Genomic DNA, 13,957 nt, shown 5'->3' with positions numbered 1-13,957 from the left:
GCTTCCGCGAATACTGGGGGAGTGAAGGCAAGATCGCTGCACATCACCGAGGCGACCCAGGGACGCCTGCGCCGCCTCAACCTGTACACCGCGATGCCGCCGATCATGCTGGCGGCGGTGGTCGTGGTGGCGGTCGACGTGCGTTCCTGGTGGCACGTGCTCGTGCTGTCGCCGGGGGTGATCGCGGCGCTGGTGGCCTTCGAGCGCTGGACGGCCAACGACATCGGCCGGGTGGCCTGGCCGTGCCTGATCGTCGGGGCCGCGGCGTGGCCGGTCGGCGCGCTCGTGGTGGGCAGCCCCAACGCCTACTGGGGGGTCACCAGCGTGGCCTCGCTGGCCCTTCCCCGCCTTCCCCGCCACCGCTATCTGGCCGCCGCCGGCCTGATCGCCTTCGTGGCCACGATCGGCGCCACCCGGCTGCTGATCGGCAACGGCGACGTCGAGGCCCCGGTCGGCCTCACCCGGTTCCTGGCCGGGGCCGGTGACGTGCTGGCTCAGTTCGTGCTCATCCCGACCGGCGTCACGGTGCTGATCATCGTGCTCGCCTTCGTCGGCGAGCGGTTCTACGACATCGTGCAGGAGCTGGAAATGTCCCGGGAACGTCAGGCCGAGCTGGCCGTCATCCGTGAACGTGTGCGCTTCGCCGGCGACCTGCACGACATCCAGGGACACACGTTGCACGTGGTGAAGCTGAAGGCCGCGCTGGCCGAGAAGCTGGTGCACAGCGATCCGGCGCGGGCCGGGGAGGAGCTGCGCGAGATCCACGGGCTGGTGAGCGACACCATCCGGCAGACCAAGGAGCTCGCGTACGCGCAACGGCGGTTGAACTTGTCGGCCGAGCTCGAGAACGCGAAGAACCTGTTCGAGGCGGCCGGGCTCCGGGTGCGCGTCACCCGCGAATCCGAGGCCGACACGCGCGTGAGCGAGATGCTCGGCCAGGTGCTGCGCGAGACGACGACGAACATCCTGCGGCACGCCCAGGCCACGCAGGTGCGCATCACGCTCACCGCGGCCGGCATCACGATCGTCAACGACGGCGCCGCGCGGAACGGGCCGCCCGAACTACGCGGGTTGTCGGCGCTGCGGCAGCGGATCGCCGACGACGGCGGCGAGCTGACCGTGTCGGTGACGTCCGGCGAGTTCACCACCGCCGCCCTCTTTCCGGCGGTGAGTGCCCGATGACGAGCGTGGTGCTGGCCGACGACGAGGCCCTGCTGCGCAAGGCGATGGCCGCCCTGCTGCCGCTCGAGGGGACCATCACCGTGCTGGCCGAGGCGTCGGACGGCGAGGAGGCCATCACCGAGACGCTGCGGCACACGCCCGACGTCCTGGTGATCGACCTCGAGATGCCGAACGTGGACGGGCTCGGTGCGGTCGCCGAGATCCGCCGGCAACGCCCCCAGCAGGTCATCCTCATGCTGACCCGGCACGCGCGCCCCGGCGTACTGCGGAAGGCTCTGAAACTGGGTGTGCAGGGGTTTGTCAGCAAGTCGGCCGAACCGGCCCACATCGCGACCGTCATCGCCACCCTGCACTCCGGCAAACGCTGGATCGACCCGGACGTCTCGGCCCTGGCCGTCATCGACGACTGCCCGCTCACCGAACGCGAACTGGACGTGCTGCGGGTAACCGGCGACGGCTACTCGGTGGCCGACATCGCCGTGCGGCTGCACCTCGCCCCCGGAACCGTCCGCAACTACCTGTCCAGTGCCATGCAGAAGACCCAGACCCAGACCCGCCACGAGGCGGCCCGCTATGCCCGCGAACACGACTGGTTGTGAGGTAAGACCGTGCTTCTGGTGGAAGACCTGATGCTGTTGCTGCTCGACGACGAGACCGGGGTTCCGGCCGCCGCCGGCACGCTGCCCTACACGCTGGGCGGCGCCGTGCTGGTCGAGCTGGCCCTGATGGGCCGGATCGAGTCGGACGGAAACAGCGGATCCTGGCTCAGCGATCCCAAGGTGCACCCGGCCGGGGACGGCCCGCTCGGCGATCCGCTGCTGCAGGAGGCGTACGACAAGGTGGCCGGGAAACCACGCGACGCCCAGTCGTTGCTGCTGCAGATCGGCGGCAAGCTCTACGATCCGGTGGTCGAGCGGCTGATCGGCCGCGGGCTCATCCGCCGCGAGAAGAAGCGGGTGCTGGGCCTGTTCAAGATGAACACGCTGCCGGCCACGGATGCGAACCACGAGACCGAGGTACGCGACCGGATCCGCGCGGTCCTGGTCGACGGCGAACAGCCCGACCCCCGTACGGCGGCCCTCATCGCCCTGTTGTCCTCCAGCGGCGCGTTGCCGATGCTGCGGCCCCAGCTGGCCTGGTCGACCCCGGTCATCAAGCGGGCCAAGGAACTCGAGCAGGGCCACTGGGGCGCCGAGGCCGTGAACACCGCCGTGACCCGCACCGCGGCCGCGATCGCCGCCTCGACCGCCGCGGTGGCCGTCACCGTCATCACCACGACGACCTAGCGTGCGACACGGCGGCCGGGGCAGGCCGGCCGCCGTGCGTTCGGGCGCTTTATGTGGGGTCGATCGGGAAGACGCCGGCGAAGCGGAACAGGTCGGTGATCGTGACGATCGGCTCGCCGTTGGGCAGGCGTACGCCCTGGGCCGGGTTCCAGCCGCGGTAGCGGCCCAGGTAGGACTCGGGGTCGGCGCGCAACTGCCCGATCAGGGTCTCGGCGACGATGCGGCTGCCCACTTCGCCCAGGAAGTTGCCGTGGCAGCGGACCTCGGCCTCCTTGAGGACGTAGAACCACAGTGGCGTGTGCTCGAGGAACGGCTGGAGGGCGTCGTTGACCTCCTGCGAATTGCCGCGCTGCAGCTCGTCGGTGGTCAGCGGGCGGGCGCCGACCTTGGCCGCGACGGCCTGGCCGGTCGGCAGGGACAGGTGGTAGCCCCGCAGCAGGTTACGGATCGCCAGGCCCTTGAGCATCGCCTGGATGTCGGCCGGGGCGTTCTCGTCTTCGCCGGACACCTGGTTGACCATCTTGGACAGCGGCTCGGCCAGCTTGGTGTCGATCCGGCGCGCGAAGTGGTCGGAGGTGCCGTCGCCCTTGTCGACGAACCGCGACCATTCGACCACCCAGTTGAAGGGCAGGGTCGAGTCGCTGGAGCCGGCGAACGGGTTCTTGTGGCCGCCGGTGAAGGCGAACAGCAACCCGAACGGGGCCGAGGGCAGAACAACGCCCCGCCCGCCGTCCTTGCGGCCGAAGTTGCGGTTGTAGTCGTAGAGCGACCGCACCATGCTGTGCCCGAACCGGTACGCCGCCACCGAGAACTCGATCGGCATGTACGGCTCCTGGCCGTCCTGGAGCACGTAGTGGCGGTTCCCGTCCAGCAGCACCTTGTCGACCGTGCCAGGCATGGCGATGGTCTTCAGGAAGTCGTGCACCACCAGCCACTGGTAGTGCCAGCGGACGAGGTCACGGGCCTGCAGGAAGATTTCCTGTTCACTCTTCTGATACCCGTTGCTGGTTTCGCGCAGGTGCTTGACGACATTGTTGTGGAATCGCAGAAAGGCCACGTGAAGCTGGGCGACGATGAGATTCTCGTCGTTCCGGGCGTCGCCGATGATCGCCGTGGTCCGGTGAATCTGCCGCTGTTCCTCGGTGGCATCGGCGGGCAGATTGGCGTCGAGTTGCCGGGGCAGGTCGCGCTGGAGGTCGTCGACCGGCGGAATGCGGTCGCCGCGGATTGCCGGACCCGAGAAAGTGTCGTCGACGCGCAATTCGATCCCGTTGTAGAGCGCGGCCGAAGTGGTGCCCTCGCCGGCGAAGTCCGGCCCGTCGCCGTAGACCGAGTCCAGGTTGAGGGTGGGCTGCCGCAGATTCCGCAGATATTCGCGGACCACCTGCGGGTTGATCGGCTTCAGATCCGGCTTGCGAAGGTCGGTCAGCTCGTTGTTCCGGTCGGTGTTGGCCGTGATGTCGTGGTCGATGAACTGGCCCCAGTACGTGTAGATCGCCGGGATGACCGAGGTGTCGGCGCCCTCCATGGGATCGTCCGGGGCCGCCGTCTCGGTGGCTATCGCGATGCCGAGAGCCGTCAGCTGCCGCCGCACGTCGGCCGGGTCACCCGGGATGTGATGGGCCGGAAAACCGGCCGCGAGATCGCCGAACATGTAATCGAAGGGGCTCGACACTTCCGCTATCTCGGCCTGAGCGCCCACCGGCAGATCGGCGGCGGCGCTCAGCAGTGTGGCACTTTCCAGTCCGGCCGCGGTCCGCTGCGCCCCGGGTGCGCTATCCGGTAATACCTGGCTGCCGTGCCGGATGTTGGACAGCATCCGGCGATACTGCTTTTTGTCTGGTGCGGTCATGGTCCATTCCCCTCGTTTGCGCCAAGCGTCCGAAGAGGGCGCGAGCCCACATTTGCGCGCATGGGGGAATGGTCACCAGAGTTGTGTCCCCAAGCGGACAAGGGCCAGCAACACCGGGCGATGCGGAATCGGGGATCGACAGGGGGAGCGGTGTCGTCCACTATGGCGGGGTGTACGACGTCATTGTGATCGGAGCCCGCTGCGCCGGGTCGCCGCTGGCCATGTTGCTCGCCCGCCGGGGCTACCGGACGCTGCTGGTCGACCGGGCGACCTTCCCCAGCGACACGGTGTCCACCCATGTCATCCACCCGCCGGGCGCCTCCGCGCTGCAGCGGTGGGGGCTGCTCGACCAGGTCGTGGCGACCGGGTGCCCGCCGGTCGGGCGCTACTCGTTCGACTTCGGGCCGCTCAAGCTGGCCGGGGCGCCGGGCACGGCCGATTCCCCGTACGCCTATGCGCCTCGCCGCCCGCTGCTCGACAAGATCCTCGTGGATGCCGCCGCGGCCGCCGGAGCCGAGGTGCGCGAGGGCTTCACGGTGGAGGACGTGCTGGTCGAGGACGGGCGGGTCACCGGGATCCGGGGCAGCGGCGGGCAGGTCGAGCGGGCCCGCGTGGTCGTCGGCGCGGACGGGCGCAACTCGGTGGTGGCCAAGGCCGTGCAACCGGCCGCGTACGAGGAGGTGCCGCCGCTGACTGTGGGCTACTACTCGTACTGGAGCAACCTGCCGACCGACTCGTTCGAGGCCTACAGCCGGCCGGGCCGGGGCTGGGCGGTGTGCCCGACCAACGACGATCTCACGCTCGTGATCGGCGGCTGGCCGCACGCGGAACTGGCCGAGCACCGCAACGACGTCGAGGCCACGCTGATGGCCACGTTCGAGACGTCACCCGAGTTCGCCGAGCGGATCCGGGACGCCCGGCGCGAGGAGAAGTTCGCCGGCACCTCGGTCCCCAACTACTTCCGGGTCCCGTACGGGAAAGGCTGGGCTCTGGTCGGTGACGCCGGCTACAGCCGCGACTTCATCACCGCGCAGGGCATCACCGACGCCTTCCTCGACGCGGAGGGCCTGGCCGAGGCGCTCGACGAGACGCTGGGCGCGGGCAAGCCGTGGGACGACGCGCTCGCCGGCTATCAGTCCCGCCGCGACACCCGGGCGATGCCGCACTACCAGATGACGCTGGGCATCGCCTCGCTGCAGCCGCCGGACGAGCAGATGATCCAGCTCGTCTCCGGGATCGCGGGCAAGCAGCCGGCCATGGACGCGTTCGCCCGCCTCAACTCCGGGGTCATCTCCCCGGCCGAGTTCTTCGCTCCGGAAAACCTCGGCAGGCTGATGGCCTGATCAGGTCGCCAGTCGCAGCAGCACGGCGTGCCGGCCCGGCCCGTATTTCGCGGAGTACAGGGCCAGCACGTTCTTGCGCGTTTCCGGGCCGACGTCGGCGAGGGTGGTGGCGGCCACCTCACGCGGCAGTTCACTCTCGCCGATGTCGACCCAGTGCTCGCCGTCGTGCAGCACATATCGCAGGTCGAGGCCGCGGACCCGGACGCGGTAGTGGTCCGGGAGGCTCTGCAGCCCGGCGGCGCTCCACCGGGTCGTGAACGCCTCCAGCGCGAGCCCGCCCACATCGCCGCGGACGCGGACCTCACGCTGGTGGTTCTCGCTCATCCGGCGGTCGCGGAACAGCCCGTACGAGAGCCAGTCGTCGACCCGGTAGAAGGCGTGGGCCGGCCCGACCTGGCTGATCTTGACTTGGAACCGTTCGCGGTGCCGCTCGGGCAGGGACAGCAGAAAGGCGTCGAGCCGCTCGATGTTCAGCCGCATCAGCGCGATGGCGTCGGTCGGCGCGACCTGCCGGGCCCGTTCGGCGGCGTCGGGGCACGACGGGTCGGTCAGCATGATGCGGAAATGGACGCCGCGGTCGAGCGCCGACATCACGGCGGCGCGGAACGCGTCCAGGTTCGCCGGCTCGAGCAGGCCGGTCCAGTGTTTCCAGATGTCCACGCGGTCCGACGAGCGGTCGATGCGCCGGATCACCTCGCGGTAGTCGAGCCGGGTGCGCCAGCGCACTGCGTTGCGGTTGAACGACAGCACCAGCGGTTGCAGCACGAGCACCGCGAGGACCAGGTCGAACAGGTTGGCGCCGACGTTGATGCGCAGTTCGTCGCCGAAGCCGTCGGTGTGGCGCAGCGGATAGAGCATGAGGAAGCTGCCCAGCAGCAACAGCGCGCCGATCCCGGCGTACAGATAGGACAACCAGTATCTGCTCCCGGGCAGCCGCGGCCGACGCATGCGCTCATGGTCGCAGCCAAGAACCACACCGGTCGATACGGGGTCGCGCGCCGCCGCCCCGCCGTGCATGATCTTCGCCCATGACCACCACCGTGACCGCCTGCCCGCAGTGCGCGGAGCCGACCGTCGCCCTCGGCCGTCCGCAGCGCTGGTGCCCGGCCTGCGACTGGAACCTCGACGCGGTCACCGACGTCGTCTTCGGCTGGCGGTGGGTGGACCGGCGGTTGCACCGGGTGGCCTACCGGCTGACCGCCGGGCAGTTCGAGGCGCTCAGCGCCGGTCGGCCGGCGGGCCGGGCCGCGCGCGTGGTGACCCTCGCGGCCGCGGCTCTCTTGCTGGCCGGGGTGCTGGCTCTGGGCGTACTCGGAACGTGGTTGATCTTCTTTGACTTCTTCGGCGTGGCCACGGTGCTCGGGATCGTGCTGCTGTCGGTCGCGATCCTGCTGCGGCCCCGGTTCGGCCGGCTCGGCGGCGCCCCCGAACTCGACCCGGCGGCCGCGCCTGCGCTGTTCGGGCTGGTGCAGAGGGTGGCCGGTGAAATCGGCGCGCCCATGCCAGAGATCATCGTGCTCGGGTACGACCTGAATGCGTACACCACCACGGTCGGTGTGCGCCGACGGCGGGTTCTCGGCCTCGGCCTGCCGCTGTGGGCGACGCTCGGCTCGCAGGAACGGGTCGCGCTGCTCGGTCACGAGCTCGGGCACTTCGTCAACGGCGACGTCCGCCGGGGCCCGCTCACCCAGGTCGCCGAGACCACGCTGGGACGGGTGGCGCACCTGCTCGACGCGGACGGCAGCGACGGGGGCTTCGTCGGCATGCTCACCCGGGGCATCGGGTGGATCCTTTCCCGTACGGCGATGGCGCTGCACCTGCTGCTCGTCTGGACCAGCCAGCGCGATTCGCAGCGCGCGGAATATCTCGCTGACGAGCTGGGCGCCCGCGCCGGTGGCACCCCGGCCGCCGTACGCCTGGCCGACCACCTGCTGATCACCACCGCCCTCGACACCGTCGTCCGCCGGGAGGCCCGCGCCGGCAACGGGCCGCAGGCCTGGCGGGCCGCCGCCGTCGTCGCGCGGGACAACCAGGCCCCGAACATCCCGCTGCTGCGCAAGCTGAGCCGGCACTCCGACGTGTCGCTGTTCGCCTCGCACCCGCCGTCGGGGCTGCGGGCCGAGATGCTCGAGCGGCGCCCGCCCCGGAACGCCGCGGTGACGCTGACCGAGCCGGAGTCGGCGCGCATCGACGACGAACTCGCGACGTACGCGGACCGGGCCCGTCGCGATCTGGTTGCCGATCGGTAGCTTCCGCCTATAGGTGGCTCATGAACGACCGGCCTTCTGCCGATGCGGGACATGACTCGAACCCGCGCTCGTGGAAGGTTACGGATGACCACCGACACTCAGTCCCGCCAAGCGGTGCCGCCGGCCGCACCCCCGGCATCGTCCGGGCGCTGGTGGGCCCTCGTGGTGCTCGCGATGGCCCAGCTCATGGTGGTGCTCGACGCGACCATCGTGAACATCGCGCTGCCCACGGCCCAGGCCGACCTCGCCTTCTCCGACGCCGACCGGCAGTGGGTCGTGACGGCGTACGCGCTCGCCTTCGGATCCCTGCTGCTGCTCGGCGGGCGCCTGTCGGACTTCTTCGGCCGCAAGCGCATGTTCCTCATCGGCCTGGTCGGCTTCGCGCTGGCCTCGGCCCTGGGCGGCGCCGCCGACGGCCTGGAGATGCTGATCGTGGCCCGCGCGCTGCAGGGCGCCTTCGGAGCCGCCCTGGCCCCGGCCGCGCTCTCGCTGCTGTCCACGACCTTCACCGAGCCGGCCGAGCGCGGCAAGGCGTTCGGCATCTTCGGCGCCATCTCGGGCGCCGGCGGCGCGGTCGGCCTGCTGCTCGGCGGTGTGCTGACCGAGTACGCCTCGTGGCGCTGGTGCCTGTTCGTCAACCTGGTCATCGCGGCCATCGCCGTCGCCGGCGCGCTGCTCAAGCTCACGGACGAGCCGGTCCGGTCGCGGGCCCGCATCGACGTTCCCGGCGTGATCACGTCGGTCGCCGGTCTCGTCGGCCTGGTGTTCGGGCTGGGCAAGGTCGAGACCGACGGCTGGTCCTCGGCCACCGCCCTGGTCCCGATGATCGGTGGTGTGGTGCTGCTGGTCGCCTTCGTGGTGATCGAGCTGCGCGTCACCAACCCGCTGCTGCCGCTGCGCGTCGTGCTCGACCGCAACCGGGGCGGCTCCTACGCCGCGATCAGCATCTCCGGCATGGGCATGTTCGGCATCTTCCTGTTCCTCACCTACTACCTGGTCGGCAACCTCGGCTTCACGCCCGTGCAGACCGGCCTGGCCTTCCTGCCGATGCTCGGCTCGATCATGCTCTCGGCCACCACGGCCGGCTCGATGCTCACGCCCAAGATCGGTCCGCGTCCGCTGGTTCCGCTGGGCGCGCTGATCGCGGCCGGCGGCATGGCCTTCCTGACCCGCCTCGACCTCGACTCGACGTACGCCTCCGGCGTCCTGCCCGGCCTGCTCGTCATCGGCCTCGGCCTCGGTCTGGTGTTCGCGCCCACCCAGAACGCCGCCACCAGCGGTGTCGAGCACCGCGACGCGGGCGTGGCCTCCGCAATGATCAACACCGTGCAGCAGATCGGCGGCTCGATCGGCACGGCCCTGCTGAGCTCGTTCGCGGCCACCGCGGCTACGAACTACGCCACCTCGCACCCCAAGTCGGCCACCCTGATGGCCGAGGCCTCGCTGGCCAGCTATCACACCGTGTTCTGGTGGTCGTGCGGGCTGTTCCTGGCCTGCGCCGTGGTGTCGGCCCTGCTGTTCCGCACCGGCCCGCTGGCCGTCGACCCCGACGCGCCGAAGGCCATGGCCCACTGACGCCTTCCCGCTCCGCTCCACCCAGCCGCCGCGATCATGAATCTCGATCGCGGCGGCTTCACATTTGTGCCAGTTGGGCATCGATCGGGTGGCGATGTGACCACTCTCAGCTAGACCTGGTAATAATGTCCGTCGATGAACGGGGATGCGGAGTGGCGGCAGTGGCGACAGGAGATCTTCGGCGACCCCTACGTGGTGTGGCGCGAGGGGCCACAGTTCACGGCCCTGATCGAGGCCGCGCGCCGCGAACCCAAACGGGTCGAGCTCATGCTCCGGGCCGGTCTGTCCGCCGGTGACACTGTGGCGGCCCAGTCGTTCACCGGCCTGGCCGCGGCCGGGCTCGCCCCCGCCGACGCCGTCAGCATCCTGCGCACCGCGCTCATCCACGCCACCGGCGAGTTCCGCATCCGGGTGGCCGAGGCGCTCTACGCTCTGACGCGCGACCCGGGCTGGGCCACGCCGATCGCCGGCGTCCTGGCCGAGAGTAGTTCCGAGTTCGTACGCCTCGACGCCGCCGTCGCCCTGGGCGCCTTCCCGCCCAGCACGGCCCTGGTGGAGTCGCTGGCGGCCGCGGTGCGCGATCCCGAATTCCAGGTCCGCTATCACGCGGCCAACACGCTGCTGCGCTGGTCGGGCGACCGCCGCCAGGTCGACGGCGTCCCCGCCCTCCTGGAAAAGATCACCGACCGCGCCGAGGGCGCGTGGCAGGCCGCCGCCGACGATCTGATGTCCCGCCTCTGCCGCTGACGCGCTTCCACCGGTTTACCGCGCCGGCGGGGTCCATGCCCGGCCCGCCACGCCCGGCCCGCCACGCCGGCCCGCCACGCCCGGCCCGCCACGCCCGGCCCGCCACGCCCGGCCCGCCACGCCCGGCCCGCCACGCCCGGCCCGCCGTACCGCGCCCGGCTCGCCGCTCTCCAGGTCGCGGCCGGGACTCGTACGGGTGAATGGGCGTCGATTTGCGGCGTTGGGGCTCGTTGGGCAGTTGTGGATGACGAGGAGCCGGAACACTCGATCGGGCCCGGAACGACGATCGCCCTCATCGCGGGTTTCATCATCTTCTACGGGCTGTTCATCGCCGTGGCGCTGGCCCGGGGCTGAGCGGCGCTCGCATCCATGTCTGTAGATGCGAAAAGCGGCCCGGCGTGGTACTCCGAGAGGAGCGCTCACGTCAGGAGGCCGCCATGTCCGTGTCACCGCAGCGGTTCGGCCGGGGATCGGGGATCTTCCGCCGCAAACCGGTCGACGACGTGTCCGGCGAAGGGGACACCGACCTCAACCGGTCCCTCGGGCTGTGGCAGCTGACCGCCATCGGCGTCGGCGGCATCATCGGCGCCGGGATCTTCGCGCTGGCCGGGGCGGTGGCCAACGAGACGGCCGGGCCCGCCGTGCTGTTCTCGTTCCTGATCGCGGGCATCGCCAGCGCCGCGGCCGCGCTCAGCTACGCCGAGTTCGCCGGCATGATCCCCAAGGCCGGTTCGGCGTACACGTACGGCTATGTCGTCCTGGGCGAGGTCGTCGCGTGGTTCATCGGGTGGGACCTGCTGCTGGAATACACGGCGATCGTCTCCGTGGTGGCCATCGGCATCAGCGGCTACTTCTCGTTCCTGATGGCCGAGATCGGGGTGGACCTGCCGGCCTGGATGCTCGGCGCGCCCGGCACCGGCGACGGGCACGTGGTCGACCTCTTCGCGGTGTTGTTGTGCCTGCTCATCGCGTACATGCTCAATCGCGGGATCCGGGCCGCGGCCCGGGCCGAGACCGTCGTGGTCATCCTCAAGGTCCTGGTGGTGCTGCTGGTCGTCGGGGTCGGCGTCTTCCACATCAACCGGTCGAACTACGACCCGTTCTTCCCGTTCGGCTGGAGCGGCGCGATCACCGGCGCGGCCACCGTGTTCTTCGCGGTCTTCGGCTACGACGCGATGAGCACGGCCGCCGAGGAGTCCAAGGACGCCCGCCGCCACCTGCCCAAGGCCATCATCTACTCGCTGATCATCTCGATGGTCCTGTACGTGATGGCCACGCTGGTGCTGACCGGCATGCAGAACTACCGGGAGATCGACCCGGAGAGCGGCTTCTCCTCGGCGTTCGCCGCGGTCGGGCTCTCCGGCCTGGCCGACGTCATCGCGGTCGGCGCCATCATCGGCATCCTGACCGTAATGTTCACCTTCATGCTCGGCGTCACCCGGGTCTGGTATTCGATGAGCCGCGACGGCCTGCTGCCCGCCTGGTTCGGCAAACTGCACCCCACGCGCCGGGTGCCGACCCGGGTCACCTGGATCGCCGGCATCGCCTCGGCGGTCATCGCGGGCTTCCTGCCGATCCGTGAGGCGGCCGAGTTGACGAACATCGGCATCCTGCTGGCCTTCGTCGTCGTCTGCGTGGCCGTCATCGTGCTGCGTTACCGCCGCCCGGACATTCCCCGTACGTTCCGCCTGCCGGGCATGCCGATCATCCCGGCCGTCGGCGTGGTCTTCTCCATCTGGCTGATCACCTTCCTCGACCCGGTGACCTGGCTGCGTTTCGCCGTGTGGTTCGTGCTCGGCCTGATCCTGTACTACTTCTACGGCCGCCACCATTCCAAGCTCAACTCGGAGCGGTCACACCGCGAGTGAACCGCGGCGATCCCGTGTGCCGAAGCTGACAGCGTGCTGAGGGCGGGTGGCCGGGGGCCGGGCGGATGACCGACACTGTTCCGGGCGTGGTGAGGAGTGGCGGTATGCAGTGGTCGTTCTTCTGGCGGCGGAGGCAGTGCTCGCCGGCGGGCAACGGGGTCGCACGACCGGTGACCGGCGGAGGGTGCCGGCGGGTCCGGCCGGCCGACGTGGCGCCGATCAGGGTGCGCCGGTCGCCTTCCCGGCCGGGCGGGGCGCGTTCCCCACGATCCCGTTCCTGAAGGGCGGCGTAACCCTCAGACCGGGGCTCCCGGTGTCGATACCGTCTGAGTGAACCAGCACAGGTCGGGTCTCGTCGCGTTCCGCCGGGATCCCGTCATCATCGCGGCGGCGCTGTGGGCGCTGGCCGGATGCGTGCTGCTTTTCGCGTACGCGGGCCAGGCCAACCGGCAGGTCCAGCTCTTCTGGGCGTTCCAGCCGCCGCTCGACGCGCTGCTGGTGTACGGGTCGTGGCGGGTCTATCGGCTCACCACCGGACCCGCCCGCCGGTTCTGGAAGGTGCTCTGCGGCGCGGCGGCGCTGTTCGTGGCCGGTGACACGGCGCAGATGGTCATCGCGCTGCGCGGCGAGGACCAGTGGTCGACGGTGGGCGGCGCGTTCCAGAGCGCCTGCTTCGCGGCCGGCGTCGGCGCGCTGATCATCGCGATGCTGGCCCACCCCATGCCCGGACGCACCCGCCCGGAGCTGCTCGCGTTCTGGCTCGACGCGACCACCGTGCTCATCGGCGGCGCCGTCGTGGCCTGGTGCTTCGCCGTCGGACCGGACGCGCAGGGCCACGTGCTGAGCACGCTCTCCACGGGCGCGGTCATCCTGACTGCCGGGTTCGCCGCGGTGAAGCTGGTGCTCAGCGGCAACGCCCCGATGAACCGGGGCGCCGCCCTGTCGATGGTCGCCGCGGCGGTCGTCAACGCGTTCGGCTTCTTCCTGGCGCCGGCCGCCGACGGCCCGATGCCCGCCCACGTGTACGCCGTCCGTCTGCTGCCGTCGATGCTCGTCCTGATCGGCCCGCGCCTGCAGGAGCTGGTGACCCGCGACGCCGAGACCGCGACCGCTTCCCGTCGCCGCAAGACCTACAGCCTTCTCCCGTACGGGTCCATCGCCGTTGCCTTCGTGTCGGTTGTCGTCGTCCTGCCCGCGGGCCCCGACCCCCGCCTGTGGGGCGCGATCACCGGGCTCGGCCTGATCTTCATGCTGGTCGTGGGCCGCCAGCTGGCCGCCTTCCGCGACAACACGCGCCTCATCGAACAGCTCGACGCCACCCTGGCCGACCTGCGGGAACACGAGGCCCGGCTGCGGCACCAGGCGCTGACCGACGGCCTGACCGGGCTGGCCAACCGCACGCACTTCTACGACGAGGTCTCGCAGGCGCTGCCCGGCCGGACGGCGGTGCTGCTGATCGACCTCGACGGGTTCAAGGCGGTCAACGACTCGCTCGGGCACGCCGCGGGTGACGCGCTGCTGATCGGCGTGGGCGAGAAACTGCGTTCCGCCGTACGCCCGGGGGACCTGGTCGCCCGTCTCGGCGGTGACGAGTTCGCGGTGCTGCTGCGCGACTGCGCGGGTGACGGCGCGGCGCGTACGGCCGAGCGGATCCTCGACGAGCTCACCGTGCCGATCCCGTTCGACGACACGGTGGTGTGCGCCAACGCGAGCATCGGGGCCGCGTGCGCCGAGCCCGGCGACGACGCGGGCAGCCTGCTGCGCAGCGCTGACCTGGCCATGTACGCCGCCAAGCACGCCGGCAAGGGGCGCTGGAAGCTCTATTCGCAGACCCCGGCGCGTACGCCCCGCTGAC

At 70.6% G+C, this 13,957-nt stretch carries 11 protein-coding genes; 9 read left to right on the top strand and 2 right to left on the bottom strand.

The window, feature by feature from the left end:
• Positions 1 to 21 precede the first annotated feature (21 nt).
• From ACZ3I4_RS07155 to ACZ3I4_RS07145, 3 genes are read left to right on the top strand one after another with little or no spacing between them, the layout of a single operon-like run.
• A complete protein-coding gene (locus ACZ3I4_RS07155; protein ID WP_465380963.1) occupies positions 22 to 1,182 on the top strand; it encodes a sensor histidine kinase in 1,161 nt (386 codons plus the stop codon).
• Positions 1,179 to 1,781: a response regulator transcription factor gene (locus ACZ3I4_RS07150; protein ID WP_465380962.1), complete on the top strand. Its 603-nt coding sequence runs from the start codon at positions 1,179 to 1,181 to the stop codon at positions 1,779 to 1,781. Before ACZ3I4_RS07155 ends, ACZ3I4_RS07150 begins: the two co-directional genes overlap by 4 nt.
• Positions 1,782 to 1,790: 9 nt before the next feature.
• Positions 1,791 to 2,468, top strand: coding sequence for a GOLPH3/VPS74 family protein (locus ACZ3I4_RS07145; protein ID WP_465380961.1), 678 nt, complete (start codon positions 1,791 to 1,793; stop codon positions 2,466 to 2,468).
• Positions 2,469 to 2,517: 49 nt separating this feature from the next.
• On the opposite strand, the gene ACZ3I4_RS07140 is transcribed toward ACZ3I4_RS07145, so the two are convergent.
• The gene (locus tag ACZ3I4_RS07140; RefSeq protein WP_465380960.1) at positions 2,518 to 4,320 is read right to left on the bottom strand and encodes a peroxidase family protein; all 1,803 of its coding nucleotides are present in this window, start codon (positions 4,318 to 4,320) and stop codon (positions 2,518 to 2,520) included.
• Between the two features lie 170 nt (positions 4,321 to 4,490).
• Between ACZ3I4_RS07140 and ACZ3I4_RS07135 the strand changes: the two genes are divergently transcribed.
• Positions 4,491 to 5,663: an NAD(P)/FAD-dependent oxidoreductase gene (locus ACZ3I4_RS07135; RefSeq protein ID WP_465380959.1), complete on the top strand. Its 1,173-nt coding sequence runs from the start codon at positions 4,491 to 4,493 to the stop codon at positions 5,661 to 5,663.
• On the opposite strand, the gene ACZ3I4_RS07130 is transcribed toward ACZ3I4_RS07135, so the two are convergent.
• A complete protein-coding gene (locus ACZ3I4_RS07130; RefSeq protein WP_465380958.1) occupies positions 5,664 to 6,611 on the bottom strand; it encodes a hypothetical protein in 948 nt (315 codons plus the stop codon). It abuts the gene before it with no gap.
• A gap of 80 nt (positions 6,612 to 6,691) precedes the next feature.
• Here ACZ3I4_RS07130 and ACZ3I4_RS07125 point away from each other — a divergent pair, with 80 nt between their 5' ends.
• The 5 genes from ACZ3I4_RS07125 to ACZ3I4_RS07105 all read left to right on the top strand — a co-directional run bounded on the left by ACZ3I4_RS07125 (position 6,692) and on the right by ACZ3I4_RS07105 (position 13,956).
• Complete coding sequence (locus ACZ3I4_RS07125; protein ID WP_465380957.1) at positions 6,692 to 7,912, top strand: M48 family metallopeptidase; 1,221 nt, start codon at positions 6,692 to 6,694, stop codon at positions 7,910 to 7,912.
• An 84-nt stretch (positions 7,913 to 7,996) separates the two neighbouring features.
• Positions 7,997 to 9,487, top strand: a complete 1,491-nt coding sequence (locus tag ACZ3I4_RS07120) for a DHA2 family efflux MFS transporter permease subunit (RefSeq protein WP_465380956.1) — start codon at positions 7,997 to 7,999, stop codon at positions 9,485 to 9,487.
• 135 nt (positions 9,488 to 9,622) lie between these two features.
• A complete protein-coding gene (locus ACZ3I4_RS07115; RefSeq protein ID WP_465380955.1) occupies positions 9,623 to 10,234 on the top strand; it encodes a HEAT repeat domain-containing protein in 612 nt (203 codons plus the stop codon).
• A gap of 437 nt (positions 10,235 to 10,671) precedes the next feature.
• On the top strand, positions 10,672 to 12,102 hold the full coding sequence (locus tag ACZ3I4_RS07110; RefSeq protein ID WP_465380954.1) for an amino acid permease: 1,431 nt from the start codon (positions 10,672 to 10,674) through the stop codon (positions 12,100 to 12,102).
• A 330-nt stretch (positions 12,103 to 12,432) separates the two neighbouring features.
• Positions 12,433 to 13,956, top strand: a complete 1,524-nt coding sequence (locus tag ACZ3I4_RS07105) for a diguanylate cyclase domain-containing protein (RefSeq protein WP_465380953.1) — start codon at positions 12,433 to 12,435, stop codon at positions 13,954 to 13,956.
• Position 13,957 lies beyond the last annotated feature (1 nt).

The organism is Actinoplanes sp. NPDC021490, assembly GCF_055562135.1.
This window is presented reverse-complemented; position numbering and strand designations above follow the sequence as displayed.

Bases quoted from the DNA above. Each gene is read 5' to 3' on its own strand.
- ACZ3I4_RS07150 (WP_465380962.1), top strand. From the start codon at position 1,179: ATGACGAGCGTGGTGCTGGCCGACGACGAGGCCCTGCTGCGCAAGGCG.
- ACZ3I4_RS07140 (WP_465380960.1), bottom strand. From the start codon at position 4,320: ATGACCGCACCAGACAAAAAGCAGTATCGCCGGATGCTGTCCAACATC.
- ACZ3I4_RS07130 (WP_465380958.1), bottom strand. From the start codon at position 6,611: ATGCGTCGGCCGCGGCTGCCCGGGAGCAGATACTGGTTGTCCTATCTG.
- ACZ3I4_RS07125 (WP_465380957.1), top strand. From the start codon at position 6,692: ATGACCACCACCGTGACCGCCTGCCCGCAGTGCGCGGAGCCGACCGTC.
- ACZ3I4_RS07120 (WP_465380956.1), top strand. From the start codon at position 7,997: ATGACCACCGACACTCAGTCCCGCCAAGCGGTGCCGCCGGCCGCACCC.
- ACZ3I4_RS07115 (WP_465380955.1), top strand. From the start codon at position 9,623: ATGAACGGGGATGCGGAGTGGCGGCAGTGGCGACAGGAGATCTTCGGC.
- ACZ3I4_RS07110 (WP_465380954.1), top strand. From the start codon at position 10,672: ATGTCCGTGTCACCGCAGCGGTTCGGCCGGGGATCGGGGATCTTCCGC.